We start from the raw sequence: 19,339 nt of genomic DNA, 5'->3' as shown, positions 1-19,339 counted from the left end.
ATAAAGGCTTATGAAGAAGAACATCATCGTTATCGTCGCGCTCTTGCTCTCTCCACTGGCGCACGCCGACCAATTAAAACACGCGGACAAGTTAAAAGTGGTGACCAGCTTTACCATTCTCGCTGATATGGCCGCTAACGTAGCGGGTGAGCATGCCGAGGTGGTGTCACTTACTAAACCCGGTGCTGAGATCCACAACTACCAGCCCACCCCGGGGGATATTCTGCGTGCGCAAGGTGCGGATGTGGTGATGTGGAACGGATTAGGCTTAGAGCGTTGGTTCGAACGTTTTTTCCAGCACATCGATAAAGTGCCGAATGTGATCTTATCTGAGGGCGTGGAGCCGATTGTGATTGCCTCGGGCCCGTATCGCGGCAAACCCAATCCGCACGCGTGGATGTCGCCCTCTGATGCAATGCGATACGTTGATAATATCGAGCAAGCCCTGATTAAGTACGATCCCGCCAATCAAACGCACTACCAAGCCAATGCCAAAGCCTACAAGGCACAAATTCAAGCCGTGTTCGCGCGTGCGCAAGACGCACTATCCGCTGTCCCCGAATCCCAGCGTTGGCTAGTAAGCAGCGAAGGCGCTTTCTCTTATCTGGCGCGTGATTTAAACCTCAACGAAGCCTATTTATGGCCGATTAACGCTGAGCGTCAGGGCACACCGCAACAAGTGCGCGCGCTGATTGATACCGTACGAGAACACCAAGTGCGTGCTGTCTTCTCTGAAAGTACCGTGTCCGATGCGCCCGCTAAACAAGTCGCCGCGGAAACCGACGCGCACTATGGCGGCATTTTATATGTCGATTCGCTCAGTCAAGCTGACGGACCCGTGCCTGACTATCTATCCTTACTGACAGTTACCACAGAAACCGTCTTAGCAGGGTTGCGCCATGACGCACTATGATTTAACCGACGACACGCCCAGTGTGTTAGATGTCAACGAGGTACGTGTCGTCTATCGAAACGGCCTGTGTGCGCTTGAGCACGCCAGTTTCTCGCTGCCAGCGCAAACCATCACTGCCTTGGTGGGTGCTAATGGCAGCGGCAAATCCACCTTATTTAAAGCCATCATGGGGTTTGTGAATCCCGGCAGTGGCAGCATTGCGGTCAACGGTACTCCCATTAAGCAAGCGCAAAAAGCAGGCTTGGTCGCTTATGTCCCTCAATCCGAAGAGATCGACTGGTCGTTCCCGGTGTTAGTGGAAGATGTAGTAATGATGGGTCGCTACGGCAAGATGTCATTTATGCGCCGCCCCAAAGCGGCGGATCATCAAGCGGTGGATGAGGCCTTGGCCCGGGTTGATATGAGTGCATTTCGCCAGCGCCAAATTGGCGAACTGTCCGGCGGACAGAAAAAACGTGTTTTTCTCGCCCGCGCCTTGGCTCAGCACAGCCCGCTGATTTTACTGGATGAGCCCTTTACTGGCGTAGATGTTACCAGTGAAGAGTCAATTATGCGTTTGCTGCTCGAGCTCAAAGACGAAGGCAAAACCATTTTAATTGCCACCCATAACCTTGGCACCGTGCCCGACTTTTGCGATCGCACCGTGTTGGTCAATCGCGCGGTGGTGGCAGGCGGACGCACCGAACATGTGTTTACCACCGAGAACCTCAGTGCCATTTTTGGCGGCAAACTGCGCCAGTATGTGATGCCCAGCGATCAGCTCCACCAAGACGCCGATCCGCGCGAGCTATCGGTGATTTCCGACGACGAGCGGCCCTTGGTGGTATACGGCAAGCGCGAACAAAGCGCGCAGGAGCAGCGCGAATGAGCTTACTCGATCCCCTCACCTATCAATACATGCAAAAAGCATTGCTGGTCACCACCTTGATTGGCGGCGTGTGCGGCTTGCTCTCCGCCTTTTTGATGCTCAAAGGCTGGTCGCTGATGGGCGATGCCCTCTCCCATGCGATTGTACCGGGCGTTGCCGGCGCTTACATGCTAGGCCTGCCCTTTTCGCTCGGCGCCTTTGTTGCCGGCGGCATGGCCGCGAGCGTGATGCTGTTTTTGCACCAACGCAGTCACATCAAACAAGATGCGATCATCGGTTTGATCTTCTCAAGCTTTTTCGCCTTCGGGCTCTTTCTGGTCTCGATTTCGCCCGTCGCGGTCGATATTCAACAAATTATGCTGGGTAATTTGCTCGCCATTGCCCCACTCGATGCGGTGCAAATGCTGATCATTGCCTTGGTGAGCCTCACCGTACTGGCGGTGAAATGGCGTGATTTTATGCTGACCTTTTTCGATGAAAGCCACGCCCGCTGCATTGGTTTACCTGTAGTGGGACTCAAAGTGCTGTTTTTTGCGCTGCTCAGCGCCTGCACCATGGCGGCACTTAAAAGTGTCGGTGCCTTTTTGGTGATTTGCTTGGTGATCGCCCCCGGCGCCACCGCCTATTTATTGAGTGATCGCTTTGGGCCCGTGTTGGTGCTAAGCGGTATCATCGGCACATTCACCTCACTGTTTGGGGTGTACATCAGCTATTTCGCCAACCTTAACGCCGGCGCACTGATTGTGCTGGCCCAAGTGGGACTCTTCCTAGCCGCCTTTGTGTTTGGCCCTAAACACGGTTTACTCGCGCGGCGCGCCAAACGTCAGGAGGCACTGCAATGAATCCGTATCAACTGACCTTTATGCAAGATGCACTGCTCATGGCGATTCTGGTGGCACTGCCCTGCGCGCTGCTTTCTTGCTATTTAGTATTAAAAGGCTGGTCGTTAATTGGCGATGCGGTGGCTCACGCGGTGCTGCCGGGGTTGGTGTTGGCAAACTTGTTTGGCCTGCCGCTGATTGTTGGCGCCTTTGCCGCCGGCTCCGCATGCGCCACCAGTGTGCATTGGCTCAAACAAAATAGCCGTGTGAAAGAAGACACCTTGCTGGGGATTGTGTTTTCTGGCTTTTTCGCGCTGGGGCTGATTTTGCAAGGCCAGTTCCCGTCTGATTTGCACCTTGACCATATTCTGTTTGGTAACCTGTTGGGAATTAACCACCAACAGCTGCTTACCGCCGCCATTACCGGCTTAGTCGTGCTCGCGCTCGTGCTGCTTAAAGGGCGAGATTTAATGCTGCTATCGTTCGACCCCGCGCAAGCCAGCGTGCTCGGGCTCCCCGTACAAAAGCTTCACTGGCTCCTGCTCTCAGTGATGATTGCCACCATTGTGGCGGGGTTACATGCCGTGGGGATCATCTTAGTGGTGGCGATGTTGATTGCACCAGGCGTCACCGCCTTTATGCTCAGCAAACAATTTAGCCGCATGCTATGGATTGCCTGTGCCATCGCTTTAGTCACCGCCGTGGGCGGCGTCACTCTGTCGTTTTACCTCGACAGCGCACCCGGCCCAACCATTGTACTGCTGCTCACCGGCTGCTTTGTGGTGACCTTTGCGTGGCAGCAATATCAAATCCACCGCAACCAACAACGCCCACAGCCGACGCAGCAAGCAACAAAAGCAACGCGCCCATCCACCACCCATTCAGCGCAATCGCACTGATCGGCACCGACGGACACAGCGGCATCCCAGAATCAGCAGTGCGCGAGACAGAGCTCGCTCCTATCGCGCACTCCGCCCCAACCAAACCGATTCGCCTTGTATTCTAACCAACTTCTTGTACCCACCTCACAAAACATGGCTTACCTAACACTTTGGACAATAGCGTACGAAAACCAAAACAGGCCTTGATACACTAATCCCAAATCTACCAACTCAATGGCGTGTTAGGTGCCGGCATCAGCAATGAGCGAAGTGGAAAAGTTTCATGAGTTAGCTAAAGACGCGGGAAATCGTCTGCGAGCACATACACTTTCGGTTTCATCCGGTGCCACCGGTGTGTTTTTCTTTGCTCTCACTAGTACTCAGGCAGATTCGCTCTCTCACTTAGAAAAGTGGATGCTTGCAACCGCGTTGGTAGGTTTCGTCCTAACTGTAGCTATTTGCCTTTATGAGTTGAGAGTTGATGCGCAGCGTTTCTTTGCCTTAGCTACAGAGCTTGAAAAACCCCAAGCTGAGAGATCGTGGAATAATAACGAGAACTATAAACGAAAGCGCTACTGGCTTGTTCATCCCTCATATATAACTTTGACAATATCAATTATTGTGACGTGTGCTTACCTAATACTAAGTATTGTTAGCAATTAACAAACAAAGGCAATGGGATATGATTTCTTTGTTGTGCTCAGAAACTGAAAATATGTTCCTGTTTGTGGGTGTTAAATTTCGCCAGCTAGCCCTAAGGAGATTTTAAGTTATGGAGTTTGAGGACATACTCCTACTAGCTACCCTGGTCGTTGCAGCTTATATCTGGATAATTACCCAAATTAAGAAGAAGAAAAAGGGACGGGTTTACGCTGAAAAGAATGCGGAATTACAGGAAAAGCGCTTGCGGGAGATGCAGAAGCCGCTCCCGAAACACATGCAAAGAGCATTGTCTCGGTTTAAAGCTGAATACCAGGAGAACCCTGGGGCGTTTGAATCGATGCATGAATTTTCACCACTTGCTTGTTTTGGGTACAAAGTAGGCAAAACGAATGGGCTGCCTGAGCGTCTACGGCGCGAGATCATCTACTTTACTTGGTACGCAGAGATCCCGTCAATTGTGCCTCTCCAATATGCCCTAGAGTGGGGGGAGCCTGGTACCAGTAAAAGGTTTTCTAAGATTCAAAGCCATTTGTCTATGCTTGCAAATCAGAGACGCTCGCGAAGAGGTTATGAGGTTGCCGTCTCTCACTGGGACTCGGATGTAAATTGGTTTCGTGAAAATCACTCAGACTTGGCTTATGAGTATAGTCAGTTCGGATTCAAAAGTTAGCAAGGTGGTCAGCTGGACAGCCAATTAGCTATGCTCTATTGTCGCTCTCCACTACTGGCATTGACAGCAGGCAAATACGTATAGAACGATGATTTAGCCATTACGATAAATGATTCGAAGTAATATAATGAATGCCTAATGGACAACACAATCATAGCACATGCATACCATGCATAAACAAACCCAGCGTGTATATTCAAATTCGCAGCCGGAGGACACGTGACTTTATCCATCCATGCCGAGGTAGCTCCAACGTTTTCTTTGGCAGCACAACAGAATGCATATCCATTGCTAAAACGGGTATTAGTTACCTGCCCAGAAGATGCTGGAAATACTGTTGCGAAGCACGTCAGGGAGATTCGCGTTAAGCTGATATGTGAGCCGCAATTTGTTGAACCTGAGGAATGGTTAATTGATCGTCTTGAATCGGGTCAATCGATTAAGCTCCAAGATCGGCCGTTAAAACCCCATTACGACAAGCTTGCGGGGCTCACTGAAGAAGTGGTTGTCCGATTGATGTTCTCAGTTTCATATGTCGACGCTGCGGGCACTACTCAGGAGCTCTGTACTAATCATCAAGTTAATGTCCTACCTGCTGATTACTGGGGCGGAGAGTCTAGACAGGCCGAGCTATTGGCCGCTTTTGTGCAACCAAATATATATACCGTCGAGTCAATCACCAGCTGTGTTGCACAAAGTTTAAGAAGTACTGGGCGGAATAGTGCGATAGATGGCTATCAGTCAAATACGCGAGAGCGCCCGTTCCTTTTTGGTTCAGCTCTCTGGTCGACTCTATTCAATGAAAGGCTAATGTACCTGTCACCTCCAAATGGATGGGCAAAGTTGGGGCAACGAATCCGCCCTGCTGCAGATATTCTCGAACACAAAACGGCCGCATGTCTCGATACCTCAGTGCTTTTTGCCAGTTGCTTGGAAAATATGGGGCTAAACCCTGTGATAGCACTCACCAAAAGCCATGCTTTCGCTGGCTTTTGGTTAATAGACGAATGCTTCCCAATTCTTACGAACGATGACCCTATCGATCTACGAAAACGCATGGATACCTCAGATATTGTGATGTTTGAGACCACGCTAATCACAAACGATACTCCGGTTACCTTCAAGCAGGCTATTGAACGTGCGAAGACGTTACTCGAAGAAGATCACGAGTCTGAGTTCGTGATGCTGATCGACATAAAGCAGGCACGGGCGAGACGGGTTAAGCCAATCGGAGTGGTTGAGGAAAAAACAAATGCGGATACACGATTGGGTGAAAACGGCCATTCCTCTACGACACTAGGTATAGATGCAGCGCCTGCTCTACCACCTGTCCGGACTGATGAGCGCGTGATTGAGGATGCACCGCACACCCGTGTCGATACGTGGCAACGTAAGCTGTTGGATCTTACCAAGCGAAACCCACTTCTTAACGTCAAAAGCTCTGCATTAAAGCTCTTTTGCCCTGACCTGGCGAGCCTTGAAGACATGCTAGCCGCTGACCAGATCTTTAGCTTTATTTCAGCCGAGGAGACTCCTTTGGTTGATAAAGCACGAAGTGCTGAGGTATTTCGCCTGAGTACAGGAGCCGACCTTCACCGCGAATTTGCACTTCAACAGCTGAACAACAAAAAGCTAATCATCAATGACACAGTTAAACGCAAAGACGCAAAACTAGTTGATTTACTCCGCAAAGCTAAAAACGATCTCGAAGAAGGCGGCAGCAATACCCTTTTTCTTGCAATCGGCATGCTGCGCTGGAAAGAGGTTCCTGAAAGCGACAAATCGTTCCGTGCTCCATTGATCTTGTTGCCAGTTAAGCTGGAGCGTCGTAGCGCCCAAGCTCCCGTAAAAATGCGTCAATTACCGGACGAGGAGCCTATATTTAACCTCACGCTCATCGAGATGCTGCAGATAGATTACGACATTAATCTTGATCGTCTGCGCCATGAACTCCCTGAAGATGAATCTGGGGTAGACGTTGAAGAGGTTTGGAACATTGTTCGCGCTGCAATCAAAGAGCAGCCTGGATTCATTGTGGTCGAGGAAATTGTTCTCGGCTCTTTCTCGTTTGCAAAATATTTGATGTGGAAGGATCTCAAAGAGCGAACTGAGCTCCTGAAGCAAAGCCCCTTTGTAAAACATTTAGTTGACAACCCGGCTGATGCTTACCAGCAACAAGGAGCCTTCATCAAGCTTGATCAAGTAGATGAAAAGATTAGACCTGAATCCTTCTACGCTCCTTTTAATTGTGACGCATCTCAAATGGTCGCTGTAGATGCTTCCACATATCCACAGGACTTCGTATTGGAGGGACCACCCGGAACTGGTAAATCGGAGACGATAGCGAATCTCATTTGTCACAATATTGCTGTAGGGCGGAAGGTACTTTTCGTCGCCGAGAAAATGGCAGCACTGCAAGTTGTATATCGTAGGATGGAGAAAGCTGGACTCGCACACTTGTGCCTGGAACTACACTCCAATAAAGCAAACAAAAAATCTGTTTTGGATCAGTTGGGGGCAGCTTGGTCTCATCGTGAATCTGCAGTTCAGACCGACTGGATAAGCAAAGCACAGAAGCTCGAAGAGGTTCGTGAGGGTCTAAACAAATACGTAGCTGAACTCCATCGTCAGCATGCACTTGGCCTTTCCGCACGTGATGCCATGGCGCGCGCTATTCGTTTTGAGCACGAGCATCCGTTGAGACTCGCTTGGAGCGACGAGTTATCACAAGCGCCTGTTAAAACTGAAGCGGATCTTGAGCCCTATTTAAAAACCGCGAGCGAGTTGGGGATTGCTTTTGGGGAAATTGAAGACCTTGATCCGAATATCTTCGCCTCAATATCTCACGTAGAGTTTTCTAATCAGTGGCAAGCCGAAGTAATTTCTCTTGCGAAACGGATAGAGATTGCAGCCGAGCGATCACGTTCAAGTGCCGATACGTTGCTCTCGGCAATCGGTTTACAAACCGATTCTCTCTCGACGCGTACTGTCTCTCAGTTATCGAGCCTCAGTGCACTTTGCGACTTGGTGATGACGGGAGAAGTCGATTTCGCACTTCAGAATGGCGGCCCAGCACGTATAAAAGCATTGAGTGACAGTGTTGCATTGCACCGTCAATTACATGAGAAGGTTGCGTCGTTCGGGTATAACCTCAAATGGCAAATGCTCGAAGAGTGTGATTGGGAACAATGGATTAGTCGTCGAAATGAGGCTACTGGTTTTTTTGGGTTCATTAAACGTTTTAGCCTGCGCAAAACCATCAGATCCGCCGGGCTGGACAAAGTTGATGACCTATCGGTACTTGAGTCTGGGATCGAGGCCAGGGAAATACTCAAGAAATTAAAGTCCGTTTCGTCTAATATCGGCAGCACATCTGCTTGGCCGGGAATCGATGCCGATGCGAATAAACTGACCAACACACTCGACAAGGGCGAAACAGCGCTCACTCTCTTTAGAAGGCTTGTTGGCGCCTTTTCTGACCCTATCGATGCGGCTAGTGTACTCAGGAAACAGCTGGTGGATGGGCGAGATTTCTTATCAGAGAGTTCTAAGATCGTAACCGCGTCACGTAGTTTGGATGAAGACAGCCAGGCGCTAGCGTCGTTGATCAGCGACGCAGAAAAGTTAAATGTCACCGTCAATACCGATCATGAGCTCATCAAGCTTGGTGCCGACTTCCGGTCAATTAGAGAGCAAGGTCAGCGCTTGAATCGCTGGTGTCGATGGTTGGCCATGAAGAGAAAAGCATCGCTTTATGAACTCGAACCGCTGTCGACTGCGCTCGAAAATCGAGTAATTTTACCGAAAGACTGCGAAAACAATGCCATGACTGCCTTGTGTGTCTGGTTGGCACCCAAGCTTATTGATCAAAGCCCATACCTCGTTCAGTTCGCGGGAGCGTCTCATGAGTCGACGATTGAGCGATTCAGGGAGCTTGATGCCGATGTATCTAAAACAACCGCTGAATTCATTTTCGCAAAAACAGCCGGCAATGTACCTGATCGCAATGCATCAAACACACCTCCCGAGTACGGTGTGTTGGCGCGGGAGCTTACGAAAAAATCGCGGCACAAGCCTGTCAGAGCTCTAGTCAACGAAATGGGTAGTACCCTAACTGACTTGGTGCCTTGCTTTATGATGTCGCCACTATCAGTGGCTCAATTCTTACCCGCTGATTTTGCACTCTTTGATCTAGTCGTATTCGATGAAGCATCTCAAATCACGACATGGGACGCTGTAGGTGCAATTGCCCGTGGAAAGAATGTGGTGGTTGTAGGAGACCCTAAGCAGATGCCTCCTAGCAATACATTCGGGCGCAAGGAAGAAGAGGACTCCGACGAAGGCGACCTGGAATCCATATTGGACCAAGCTCTTGCGGCACGTTTACCCCATATCCGTTTAACAGGCCACTACCGCAGCCGTCATGAGACGTTAATTGCGTTTTCGAACTCTCACTATTATGAGAATCAACTAACCACTTTTCCCTCAGCAGAAACGAAACAAAGTGCTGTGTGTCTGCATCGTGTAAACGGTGTCTACGCTAAAGGACGTGGACAAACCAACTCAATTGAGGCACAGGCGATCGTGAGGGAGGTTGTGCGTCGTTTAGAACGTATGCTTAACGACGAACAGCCTACAAAATCGATGGGTATCGTCACAATTAACTCTCAGCAGCAGCGACTAATCGAGGATCTCCTAGACGAAGCGCGACGCGGAAACCCGAGCTTGGAGTGCTTCTTTACGGCGACTGATTCGTTTGATCCAGTTTTTGTGAAGAACCTCGAATCCGTGCAAGGTGACGAGCGAGATATCATTGTTCTTTCATTGACTTATGGACCAACGGAGCCGGGTGGCCGCACCATGAGCATGAACTTCGGGCCACTCAATAAACAAGGTGGTGAACGTCGCTTGAACGTCGCAATAACGCGAGCTACAACCGAAGTATTGGTCTTCTCAAGTTTCGATTCGTCCATGGTGGATTTATCGAGAACACAGGCGACGGCGGTTGAACACCTCAAAAACTATCTGGAGTTCGCAGAACGTGGTCCCGTCGCGCTAGCCGAATTTAGCTTCGCAAACTATGGGGTTGATCAGTTCGACTCCGATTTTGAGCAGGCAGTGGCCATACATCTCCGTGCGAATGGTTGGAAAGTTCAGACCCAAGTCGGCGTATCAAAATTTCGTGTCGACCTTGGAATCATCCACCCAGATAAACCAGGCGAGTATCTTGCTGGTATTGAGTGTGATGGTGCGACCTATCATAGCTCACCATCTGCCAGAGACCGCGATCGTGTTCGTCAGATAATTCTTGAGAACTTGGGTTGGCGGATCCTCCGATTATGGTCAACGAATTACTTCCAGGACCCGGAATATGTAATGAAAAAGCTTCATGAAAATCTTGAAGCTCTCCTAATAGCAGATCGAGAGCAAGATCAAACATCGGCCGAAGGAGATACTAGCGACTCAGAGGTGTTAGAGGCAGACACTTTGGTCAATGAATCCAAAACCGAGACAGAATCAGAGCAGGTTGAAACTCACACAGTGGCGGGAATCACACCTTCTTTTCCAGTCGAACGAGATCAAGAAGCGGCAGGAGATCGTGGTAATGAATACGCGGAGGCCCTGCCACAGCTCGAGGATGCCTTGGCTGACCTACCCTGTTATGACAAAGATCGTTATTTTCAGGCAGAGCATCGAATGAATCTAAGTCATCTAGCTAAATCGATATTGGAACGAAAAAATGGCATTACATTACATGAGCTGACGCTCGACATCGCGCATAAACATGGGCTGAATCGAAGTTCCCGCAAACAAAGGCAGCACCTACGTGATGTCATCAAAGATTGGGCAGGTTTCTGGCGCGAAGGAGAAGAACGCACAACAGTATGGCTTTCTCCAAATGACGTTAGCGATGAGATTCCATGGCGAGGATTGTTCGCGTTCGGCGTGGAACGTGATTGGAAGGAACTCTGTTATCAAGAGCAATTAGGTGTTGCTCGCGCAGCACTAACCGCCCAGCCTAACGATCCTATCGATTGGTTGTTCCGCGAGTTTCAGATAGCTCGCCGTCACAGTTCAACAGCGACAATATTCCAGAAATGGGTAGATAGAATTGAATCTGGCTGATGGCCTTGTAAGCGTATAGACTGGCTTATTCAGTTCGATATCTTGTCCTTTGGCACCATTGGCGCTGCGCCTAACTATCCACGTGAAGTAGCGAAGGCGGCACTGAGTGCCAATGCAGCAGCCGTTATCTTTGTGAACAACCACCGTTCGAGGATTGCCAAGACATCACAGGCAAATCGCCATATCACTAACAAGTTTATCAAAGCACTGAGTCTATCGATGCACCTCTGTCGACTGACACAACTGCATCCAAGCCTCGGCGGTGCGTGAGACATAACGCTCGCCGTGCCAGACTAACCCCAGTTGCCATTCAATCGCTGGGCTTATCGGTTTCACTAGCAATAACTCACTGTCTTCCAAGCTGGCGTTGAGGCGCTGGCATAAGGGCGCGGGTAAAAACGCCACCCCAGCACCACTTTTCACCAAGGCGGCTAAAAAATCCCACTGACTGCTACGCGCGGCAATGGTGGGCTGATAACCATGCTCTTCACAGCGGGCAATAATCCGATCGCTTAGAGTAAATTCAGCGCTATACAGATAAAACGGCTCGTCTTTAACAGCCTGCCATGTCAGGCTTTTTTGCGCACGCCACGCGGCTTGGTTAGGCAGCACTGCATAAATGGGGTGAGTTTGTAAGGGTAAGCTTTGCAAGCACTCGGGCTGGGTGTCGGTGAGCATGGTGATTGCCACATCAATCTCGCCATTGATCAGCGCTTGTTCGGTGCGCCGCCCACCGTATTCGACAATACTGAGCGCCACGTTTGGGTAGCGTTGTCGGTACTCACGCAACACGTTGGCATACAGCGGCCCTATCATCGGCGGCATCCCCAATCTAAGCTGGCCGCGCGCCAGTTGGTTGAGATCGTCGAGCTCGGTATTTAGCTGCTCGAACTCGGCAATAATACTCTGCGCGCGCTGATACATCACCTCACCAGCATCGGTTAACCAAAACCGCCTTCCCTCTCGGTGCAACAACGGCTGACCCACATCTTGCTCAAGGTTACGCACCATTTTACTGATTGTCGGTTGCGTCACATGCAACGACGCCGATGCGGCAGTAAAGCTCTGCTTTTCCACCAAGGCAATAAAATAGCGCAACGCACGAATATCCATAAACGGCCCTTAAAAGCTAATCGTTAATCATGCCATTTTGGCATAGTTGATGGCGAAAAAAGCAGAGGAACTGGCACTTGTTACCATGCGTCACTAGGTTACACTTTCGGTAGCATGAAGCAGTCTCTCATTAAGTCTCGCTCACCGCGTTTGATACCCGCTTCTTTTGCCAAGCTCTCCCACTTTGACACGGCTTGGGCGACTTGATGATAAATCTTGTCAGCTGTTTTCACATCGAGTTGAAAGTACTCTGCCACCTCAAACGCTAGGTCAATATCTAAAGCGTTACCTTTGTCGTCAATATTTAAGTGCAGACCGTGGGCATGTTGTGTTGAATTGATGTCGTAGGCGGGTGACAGTCGCCAACCTGTCGTGTCAAAAATAAAGCCATGATTACGTAGGTGATCGTCACTATTGGCAACCATGATATTAAACAGCATACGTCTCCAAAGCTGTGCCAAGTCCGCCCGCGTATTAGAACCATTCTGGATAAGAAATTCCGCTAACTCTAAGTAGCTCGCTCCATCATCATTGCCATCGAAATATTCAAGCTGTGTCATTGCTGACGTAAATTGCAGTCTCCTGCCGTCATCGGTACGATCAAATCGCTTAGTCAGGAAAATATGGTGGTCTGAACCAATGGCCTGCACTTTACATTCAGCCATATTGATCCCAGAGTCCAAGGCCATTTGGTACACCAAGTATTCCCACAGGCCAATATCATAATCGTCATACCGACTTGGAAACTTTGCCAGCCATAAAGTACCATCGACATCTCTTACAGAAGCTTTCGGCCTAGCTCCGCCCAACGATGACCCTGGTGAGATAAGCATATTCAACCATTTGAGGTAGTCAGGATTATCAAAGTCGGGTTTGTCCTCGATGCCTTGCGCTGCACATTCTAGCTCCGCGAGTGAAGTCATAGCTGGAGCCGCCAGATCGTCATTGTCGTCAAGAAAATTGCCACCATGCTCGGTGCAAAACCTTAAAGCGCCCATTCTAAAAGAGTCATGAACACCGAGGAGATAGTCGGTTTCGTACAATGTGTTCGCTCTACGTCCCTCAATGCGGGCTATAACAGCCTCTCGACGTTGCATCAGCAAGCGCCCCCATCGATCAGGGCAAGAATCCAAGAATATCTTGAAGTTTTTGTCATCTTCAGCGTGCTGCTCGCCACTATATAAATGAAGGCAAGGGTCGATTTGAGAAGCATACTTAGATTTAAGCCAGGTCTTGTCATAGCAAAAGCTGAAATGCTCTTTACCACGGATTCGCGATGCTCTCAGTGTCCCAATAAACAAGGGCGGCTCAGTTTCAATCCAATCAGCGTAGACAAAGATTTCCATTCGTTTGATGCCCTATCGTCTCGTTTTCAACAACTCGATATCTTGCAGTTTCCTACCAAGTTCATCATCGAGCGCGACTTTACCTAGATCGTCTAACAAACCTAGTACGGCGAGCACATTAACATAATGGCCTAACGACACTGTCGGATCGCCTTTTGTGATTTTTCGTAGCGTTGGTTTCGAGATCCCTGTGCGCTGATGCATTCTATCTTGACTGATCCCTCGACGTTTCATCGCCAATAAGATGTTTTCACCCAATTGATGCAATATTTTCATCTGCCGCGGGAACACGGTGGCACCGCGCTTGGGCGGCGATTCCTTATCACACTTCACCATAATGAAATTAAAACTAGATAAAAACTCAGTATATGAAATCATAGTTTCACATTAAAAAGAAATCAAAGACAATCTGCTAAGACTCGATTTTGTCAAAGACAACATGACGGACTGCCCATAAAAATGAAACTATAAATTATTTTTAAGGAGTTATATGAAAACATAGTTTCACTTTTATTGCCAGGCATGTATGACGAAAAACTGATTCCTCACGGGACTGGGTCGTCGCTAACGCAGATTTATCGCTCAACAAATCATGCCATTTTGGCATAGTTTAAATAAAAAAAAGTCACTTTATTCACTCTCTGCCAAGACGTAAACTATGAGCCATCTCACAGATTCTTGGCATGCTTTCGATGCAATTGATTAAAAACGCCTTACTTACCTTACTGCAAGTCTTTGTCTTAGCAGGCATTTGGTTTTTATCTGATTGGTTGGTCACGACCTTTGCTATTCCACTACCGGCCAACCTCACCGGTATGTTGCTGTTGTTAGGTGCATTAATGTTGAAAATTGTCCGTGCCGATTGGTTACGTCGCGGTGCAGCGTGGCTGTTAGCGGAGATGTTGCTGTTTTTTGTGCCGGCGGTAGTGGCGGTGGTCAACTACCAAGATTTATTGCTGCAAGAAGGCGGTAAGATCATGGTTGTACTGATTTTAAGTACCGCGATGGTGATTGCGTCAACCGCTTGGGTGGTCGATAAGGTGTATCGTTTTGAGGTTAAAATGGCGCGCCGCCGCATTAACCACCACCACACACACCACCCTGATCTAAAACCGGAGTGCTAAGCCATGATGTCTTTACCTGCTTGGCTTCACGCCTCGTTATTAAGCGTTACCTGCTTTTTAATGACCCTTGGCTTTTATTACATGAGCAAATGGCTGTATCGCCGTCATCCTTCAATTCTGGTAATGCCATTGCTGCTCGCGCCCTTGCTGATTGTGGCAGTGGTGGTTGGGTTTAATATCCCGTATCAAGACTACATGGCGCAATCGTACTGGCTGCTGTGGCTGCTGGGCCCGGCGACTGTAGCGTTTGCGATCCCCGTGTATGATAACCGCGCGCTCATCCGCCGCCATTGGTTGTCGCTATCGATAGGCGTCACAGTGTCTGTGCTGGTCGCCATTACCAGTACCGTGGTGCTAGCGCGGGTGTTTGAACTGTCTGAGCTGCTACAACGCAGTTTGGCGATGCGTTCAATCACCACACCGTTTGCTGTCGAAGCCACCAAAGCGATTGGCGGGCAAAGCGATCTCACCGCGCTGTTTGTGGTTCTCACTGGGGTGATAGGCATGGCGATTGGTGAAAGTATTCTGACCGTGATTGCGATTCGCTCGCGCTTAGGACGCGGCGCAAGTTTGGGGGCGTCGGCACACGGAGCGGGCACCGCTAAAGCCTATCAGATCGGCCATGCCGAAGGGGTGGTGTCGAGTGTGGTGATGATGATTGCCGGCATGGTCACTGTGTTGCTTGCGCCTATATTGGGTCAGCTGCTTTGGTAGGTGATCGCTAAGGGCTTTTCTGCGCTACGTTATCTGTAACAACAGAAAAGTGGGAGAGGATGAAAGTTTCTGCTTGGCGCGCAGGTCTTTATCCTCACCAATCCTAATAACGAGGCGATCATGAAACAGCACAAATCAATGTGGCGCGCTATCGCGTTCACAGCGTTCAGTTTGCTATCGATAGCAAGTTATGCGGCGGTAAAAGACACTGCCACCACGTCACAAGGCTACCAAAAGGCGACTCTTGCCGGCGGCTGCTTTTGGTGTACGGAAGCTGATCTTGAAAAACTCGACGGCGTGATTGATGTGGTATCTGGCTACTCAGGCGGTGAGCTTGAAAATCCCACCTACAAAGAGGTTTCGTCCGGCACCAGTGGCCACATTGAGGTGATTGATGTCACCTATGATCCAAAAGTCGTGGATTACGAACAGGTGCTCGATCAGTTTTTCCGTCATATCGACCCCACCGATGACCAAGGCTCGTTCGTTGACCGTGGCCCGCAATATCGTCCCGCGATCTTTTATCGCTCTGAAACACAAAAGCAAATTGCCGCGGATTTTATGGCGGAAATTGAAGCGTTAGGCGTGTTCAAAAAGCCGCTGAAAACCGAGCTGATCCCGTTCGAGAAATTCTGGCCAGCAGAAAGCTATCATCAGGATTACTACAGAAACCACAGTGTGCGTTACAGCTACTACCGCTATGCATCAGGGCGCGACCAGTATCTGGACGAGATTTTTGGTGACGATCGCAAAGACAATCCCGTCACCTTGCGAGAAATGATTGATGCGCAAAAAGCGAAAGAGATGACAGCAACGAACACCCGATACTCGCGCCCCTCGGATGAAAAAATTCGCGCGATGTTGTCAGATATTGAATACGAAGTCACGCAAGAAGACGGTACCGAACCCGCGTTCCGCAACCCGTATTGGGACAACAAGCAAGCCGGAATTTATGTAGATATTGTTTCGGGTGAGCCGCTGTTTTCCTCTACCCATAAATACAAATCCGGGACCGGCTGGCCGAGCTTCACACAGCCCATCAATGAGCAGTATGTGGTTACCAAGCCGGATAACTCCCTGTTCTACACGCGCACCGAGGTCCGTAGCAAGGTTGCCGATTCGCACCTTGGCCATGTGTTTGAAGATGGCCCCGCCCCCACCGGCTTGCGCTATTGCATGAACTCAGCCGCGATGCGCTTTGTGCCGGTCGATAAAATGGCCGAGGCGGGTTATGAGGATTATCTTTATCTGTTTGAATAACGCAACCAGTGCGTGATTGGCTTGTAAACCTGCGGTAGAGTAAAGCTCTACCGCTTTTTTACGCGAGGCATTGGATGCACACGATATTGATCACTGGATTTGAACCGTTCGGCGGCGAGAGTGACAACCCGTCTTGGCAAGTGGCAAAAGCATTAGAAGGCTGGCAGCCTAATGAGGAGTGCATCGTTAAAGCCGTGCGGCTGCCCTGCACCTTTGACGACAGCTTATCGACGTTACACAGCGCGTTGGAATCGCTCAGTCCGGTGATGGTGATTGCTCTTGGCCAAGCCGGTGGTCGCGCTGAGATAAGCTTGGAGAAGGTAGCGATCAATTATCAGGACGCGCCTATTCCCGACAACGCTGGTAAGCAGCCACATGGCACGCCGGTGGTGTCATCTGGGCCCAATGCCTATTTCTCTACCTTGCCGCTCAACCGTTTAGTGAACGCGTTAAACGAAGCGCATCACCCTGCCAGTATTTCTTATACCGCAGGCACCTTTGTGTGTAATCACGTGTTTTATGGCTTGATGCATGCGCTGGCTCATCATACTGAGGTACGCGCCGGCTTTATCCATATTCCCTACAGCCCAGCACAAGCGTGTAAGCATAGCGCCCCGAGCATGCCAGTGGGTGATGTGGTGGCGGCGATGAAGATAGCCATTGAGTTGAGTTTATTGGATGACGATGTCACCACCGTATGTGAAGGCATGTTGCACTAACGCAAGATAGATGGCGCTCGGACGATAGCGCCTCGAAGACGGAGCACAGTTGCGATTACCGTGCTCCTAACCCAGTCGCTTAAAACAGCCATTCAGTGACGAGATCGTTGTCGGTTAGCACGCTATCGAGAAAGGCAAACAAGTGCGCATTCATCGTTGCCGTATCAAAGGCGCGAATGGAGGCAGGGTCTTGAATAAAGCGCTTGTTAGCGGCCTCGCTCTCTGGATAGGCGGCGTGCAGTAAGCCTTCAACCGCCAGCGGCGTCAATTCAAGATGGCATTGAAAGCCATACACCCGTGGTCCGTACTTCACGATCTGGCGCGGACAGCCTTCGCTGCTCGCCAGTACACGACTATTTGGTGTCAGCCCCGGCATATCATTGTGCCAATGGCCCACAATTTCTTGCGGCGCGAAGTGTGGAATGTGCTCGTCGATATGGCCATCTTCGCTTAACTGGATGGGGAAGTAGCCAATCTCGGGCTCAGGACTTTTCTGATACGGTGCGCCCAAGGCTTCACCAATCAGTTGCGCGCCGAGACAAATCCCTAATACCGCACTGCCTTGCTCGATACACTGCTTAATCAGCGCTTGCTCGCGCTGGCTATCAAAGTGCGGGCATTCAGATTGTGGCGTATCTGGACTTTGCGGCCCGCCGAGGACCACCAGCAGATCAATGCCTTCACCACTTTCTGGCAACGGCTCGCCCCGATACAAATGACTGGTGGTCACATGATAGGCACGCTCGTCACACCAATCTAAAATGGCACCTGGGCCTTCAAACGCCTCGTGAATAACAAGATGGACGCGCATTCCTCACTCCTTGGGATTTGTTTTACGCACGATTGCGGCTAAGCATACTATATTGAGCGTCGGCCTCAAGCCTTGCCAACCTCGAGTGGCGGGCGCGCCACAAACGCTTGAGTCAGCAACTGAAATAGCTGTTCGGTTGTCGGCAATTCATCTAGGTGCGCAGCTAATGGGGTATGTACCTCGGCCTCAATGCGATCGGCGTGACCACAAAGCTGATTACACAGCGATACAGGGGCAACAATATGTTGGCAATCCGCATCAATCAGCAAACACGCTTGCGCCAGCATCACCGTTTGTTTAGCATCGCCCGCGCCTAAACGCAGGATACGCTGGGCAGTTCCCACCACTTTTTTGCCAGAAATATTGAGGTTGTAGTCACCATCACAATACGAACCGGGCGTGTCGCCCACCGTCGTTGCAATGCCTAACTGATGGAAAAAAGACTGTAAAATGGTGCAAAAATACTGGTAAGCCGTCTGGATATGATAAGGCGTGTTAGCCGGCCACACCGTCAGATAAGACACGTTAATCACCCCTGGCAGTTGCGGCACCGGCGCCCCGCCTGTTTGGCGGTTATGTACTTGCCAACCTAACGCTGATAACGCGCGGCGTAATTCAGGGGTTTGTGGCCATTTTTGGCCCGCCGGCAGTACCAAGGTTTGCGCATCTGGCTGCCAAAGCAGTAATGCCTCGTTGAGTTCGCCCTGCTCTATCCGGCGGATCAGCACCTGCTCTTTCTCAAATGCAGACGCCACCGACAGCGAGGGATAACGCAAAATCGTTTTTTGAGTCGCCATCGTGCACTCGCTATCGTTATATTCCTATTATTCGGCTATTAACCGAACAAACGCTGCCAAATGCTTGGGTTGCGTTTGTCGTGGTACTCTTCACGCAAGGCATCGATTTGGCGCATCCCTTGTTTTGCTTGGTCGAGATCGCCTTCACTCAGTGCCGTATCAATCTTATCCAAGGTCACCGCCAATTTATCGAACCCTTCCATAAAGATATCCGCTTTTTCCGGTGGGTAGCTACCTGCTTTGGCTTTCGCGACCAAGGTTTCTAGTTTCGCAACCGGCGCTTGCATGGCTTCGATACTTTGTGCGCTCGCCGCCTCTTTAAAGGTCATTTTCATTTCTTTCATGATCGGCTTGAGCTCAGAGGCTGAGACGTTCAACGACAGCAGCACCGCCACCGCACCCGTGAGTATGACTTTCTTCATTTTTGCTCCATCTAATTGTTTTTTAGTAATAATATTGTGCCGTCATCTTACCCATTTCTCACGGTCTTGCCCAGCGAAGAAGCGTAAACCA

18 protein-coding genes are annotated in these 19,339 nt (G+C 50.0%); 12 read left to right on the top strand and 6 right to left on the bottom strand.

All coding sequences use genetic code 11. From position 1 onward, the window contains the following. The first annotated feature begins 10 nt into the window (after positions 1-10). From BZG25_RS08805 to BZG25_RS08770, 8 genes are all read left to right on the top strand, one after another. Positions 11-913 (top strand): metal ABC transporter substrate-binding protein, encoded by a 903-nt coding sequence (locus BZG25_RS08805; protein ID WP_077638885.1) that lies wholly within the window; start codon positions 11-13, stop codon positions 911-913. Continuing rightward, a complete protein-coding gene (locus BZG25_RS08800) occupies positions 900-1,781 on the top strand; it encodes an ATP-binding cassette domain-containing protein (RefSeq protein WP_077638884.1) in 882 nt (293 codons plus the stop codon). The genes BZG25_RS08805 and BZG25_RS08800 overlap by 14 nt, the downstream gene beginning before the upstream one ends. Next, complete coding sequence (locus BZG25_RS08795; protein ID WP_077638883.1) at positions 1,778-2,623, top strand: metal ABC transporter permease; 846 nt, start codon at positions 1,778-1,780, stop codon at positions 2,621-2,623. The genes BZG25_RS08800 and BZG25_RS08795 overlap by 4 nt, the downstream gene beginning before the upstream one ends. Continuing rightward, positions 2,620-3,501: a metal ABC transporter permease gene (locus BZG25_RS08790; RefSeq protein ID WP_077638882.1), complete on the top strand. Its 882-nt coding sequence runs from the start codon at positions 2,620-2,622 to the stop codon at positions 3,499-3,501. Before BZG25_RS08795 ends, BZG25_RS08790 begins: the two co-directional genes overlap by 4 nt. 243 nt (positions 3,502-3,744) lie before the next feature. Continuing rightward, positions 3,745-4,146, top strand: coding sequence for a hypothetical protein (locus BZG25_RS08785; protein ID WP_131826106.1), 402 nt, complete (start codon positions 3,745-3,747; stop codon positions 4,144-4,146). Positions 4,147-4,255: 109 nt separating this feature from the next. Then, a complete protein-coding gene (locus BZG25_RS08780) occupies positions 4,256-4,816 on the top strand; it encodes a hypothetical protein (protein ID WP_077638880.1) in 561 nt (186 codons plus the stop codon). Positions 4,817-5,035: 219 nt separating this feature from the next. Further along, the gene (locus tag BZG25_RS08775; RefSeq protein ID WP_108744020.1) at positions 5,036-10,942 is read left to right on the top strand and encodes a DUF4011 domain-containing protein; all 5,907 of its coding nucleotides are present in this window, start codon (positions 5,036-5,038) and stop codon (positions 10,940-10,942) included. A gap of 15 nt (positions 10,943-10,957) precedes the next feature. Continuing rightward, complete coding sequence (locus BZG25_RS08770; protein WP_077638878.1) at positions 10,958-11,212, top strand: JAB domain-containing protein; 255 nt, start codon at positions 10,958-10,960, stop codon at positions 11,210-11,212. On the opposite strand, the gene BZG25_RS08765 is transcribed toward BZG25_RS08770, so the two are convergent. The 3 genes from BZG25_RS08765 to BZG25_RS08755 form a co-directional block, all read right to left on the bottom strand. Next, a complete protein-coding gene (locus tag BZG25_RS08765) occupies positions 11,156-12,055 on the bottom strand; it encodes a LysR family transcriptional regulator (protein ID WP_077638877.1) in 900 nt (299 codons plus the stop codon). The genes BZG25_RS08770 and BZG25_RS08765 overlap by 57 nt on opposite strands. A gap of 98 nt (positions 12,056-12,153) precedes the next feature. Continuing rightward, entirely contained in the window at positions 12,154-13,401 is a 1,248-nt protein-coding gene (locus BZG25_RS08760; protein ID WP_077638876.1) for a type II toxin-antitoxin system HipA family toxin, read from the bottom strand. Positions 13,402-13,413: 12 nt separating this feature from the next. Beyond that, complete coding sequence (locus BZG25_RS08755; RefSeq protein WP_051503382.1) at positions 13,414-13,677, bottom strand: helix-turn-helix domain-containing protein; 264 nt, start codon at positions 13,675-13,677, stop codon at positions 13,414-13,416. Positions 13,678-14,093: 416 nt separating this feature from the next. Between BZG25_RS08755 and BZG25_RS08750 the strand changes: the two genes are divergently transcribed. The 4 genes from BZG25_RS08750 (at position 14,094) to pcp (ending at position 17,218) form a co-directional block, all read left to right on the top strand. Then, on the top strand, positions 14,094-14,525 hold the full coding sequence (locus tag BZG25_RS08750; RefSeq protein WP_077638875.1) for a CidA/LrgA family protein: 432 nt from the start codon (positions 14,094-14,096) through the stop codon (positions 14,523-14,525). Between the two features lie 6 nt (positions 14,526-14,531). Beyond that, positions 14,532-15,239 (top strand): LrgB family protein, encoded by a 708-nt coding sequence (locus tag BZG25_RS08745; protein WP_077579365.1) that lies wholly within the window; start codon positions 14,532-14,534, stop codon positions 15,237-15,239. Positions 15,240-15,359: 120 nt separating this feature from the next. Beyond that, positions 15,360-16,499 (top strand): peptide-methionine (R)-S-oxide reductase MsrB, encoded by a 1,140-nt coding sequence (gene msrB, locus BZG25_RS08740; protein ID WP_077638874.1) that lies wholly within the window; start codon positions 15,360-15,362, stop codon positions 16,497-16,499. Positions 16,500-16,573: 74 nt separating this feature from the next. Next, complete coding sequence (pcp, locus tag BZG25_RS08735; protein ID WP_077638873.1) at positions 16,574-17,218, top strand: pyroglutamyl-peptidase I; 645 nt, start codon at positions 16,574-16,576, stop codon at positions 17,216-17,218. A 79-nt stretch (positions 17,219-17,297) separates the two neighbouring features. Here the strand turns inward: pcp and BZG25_RS08730 are convergent, their stop codons facing one another. From BZG25_RS08730 to BZG25_RS08720, 3 genes are all read right to left on the bottom strand, one after another. After that, positions 17,298-18,029 carry a glutamine amidotransferase-related protein gene (locus BZG25_RS08730; RefSeq protein ID WP_077638872.1) on the bottom strand — a complete coding sequence of 244 codons (732 nt, stop codon included), beginning with the start codon at positions 18,027-18,029 and terminating at the stop codon, positions 17,298-17,300. Positions 18,030-18,094: 65 nt separating this feature from the next. Then, complete coding sequence (locus BZG25_RS08725; RefSeq protein WP_077638871.1) at positions 18,095-18,826, bottom strand: lipoyl protein ligase domain-containing protein; 732 nt, start codon at positions 18,824-18,826, stop codon at positions 18,095-18,097. Between the two features lie 38 nt (positions 18,827-18,864). Further along, positions 18,865-19,248 carry a cytochrome b562 gene (locus tag BZG25_RS08720; RefSeq protein WP_077638870.1) on the bottom strand — a complete coding sequence of 128 codons (384 nt, stop codon included), beginning with the start codon at positions 19,246-19,248 and terminating at the stop codon, positions 18,865-18,867. Between the last annotated feature and the right edge of the window lie 91 nt (positions 19,249-19,339).

The organism is Salinivibrio sp. ML198 (genome assembly GCF_001996015.1).
GTDB classification, from domain to species: Bacteria; Pseudomonadota; Gammaproteobacteria; order Enterobacterales; family Vibrionaceae; genus Salinivibrio; species Salinivibrio siamensis.
The sequence above is the reverse complement of the archived record's forward strand: the minus strand, read 5'-3'. Positions and strand labels throughout refer to the sequence as shown.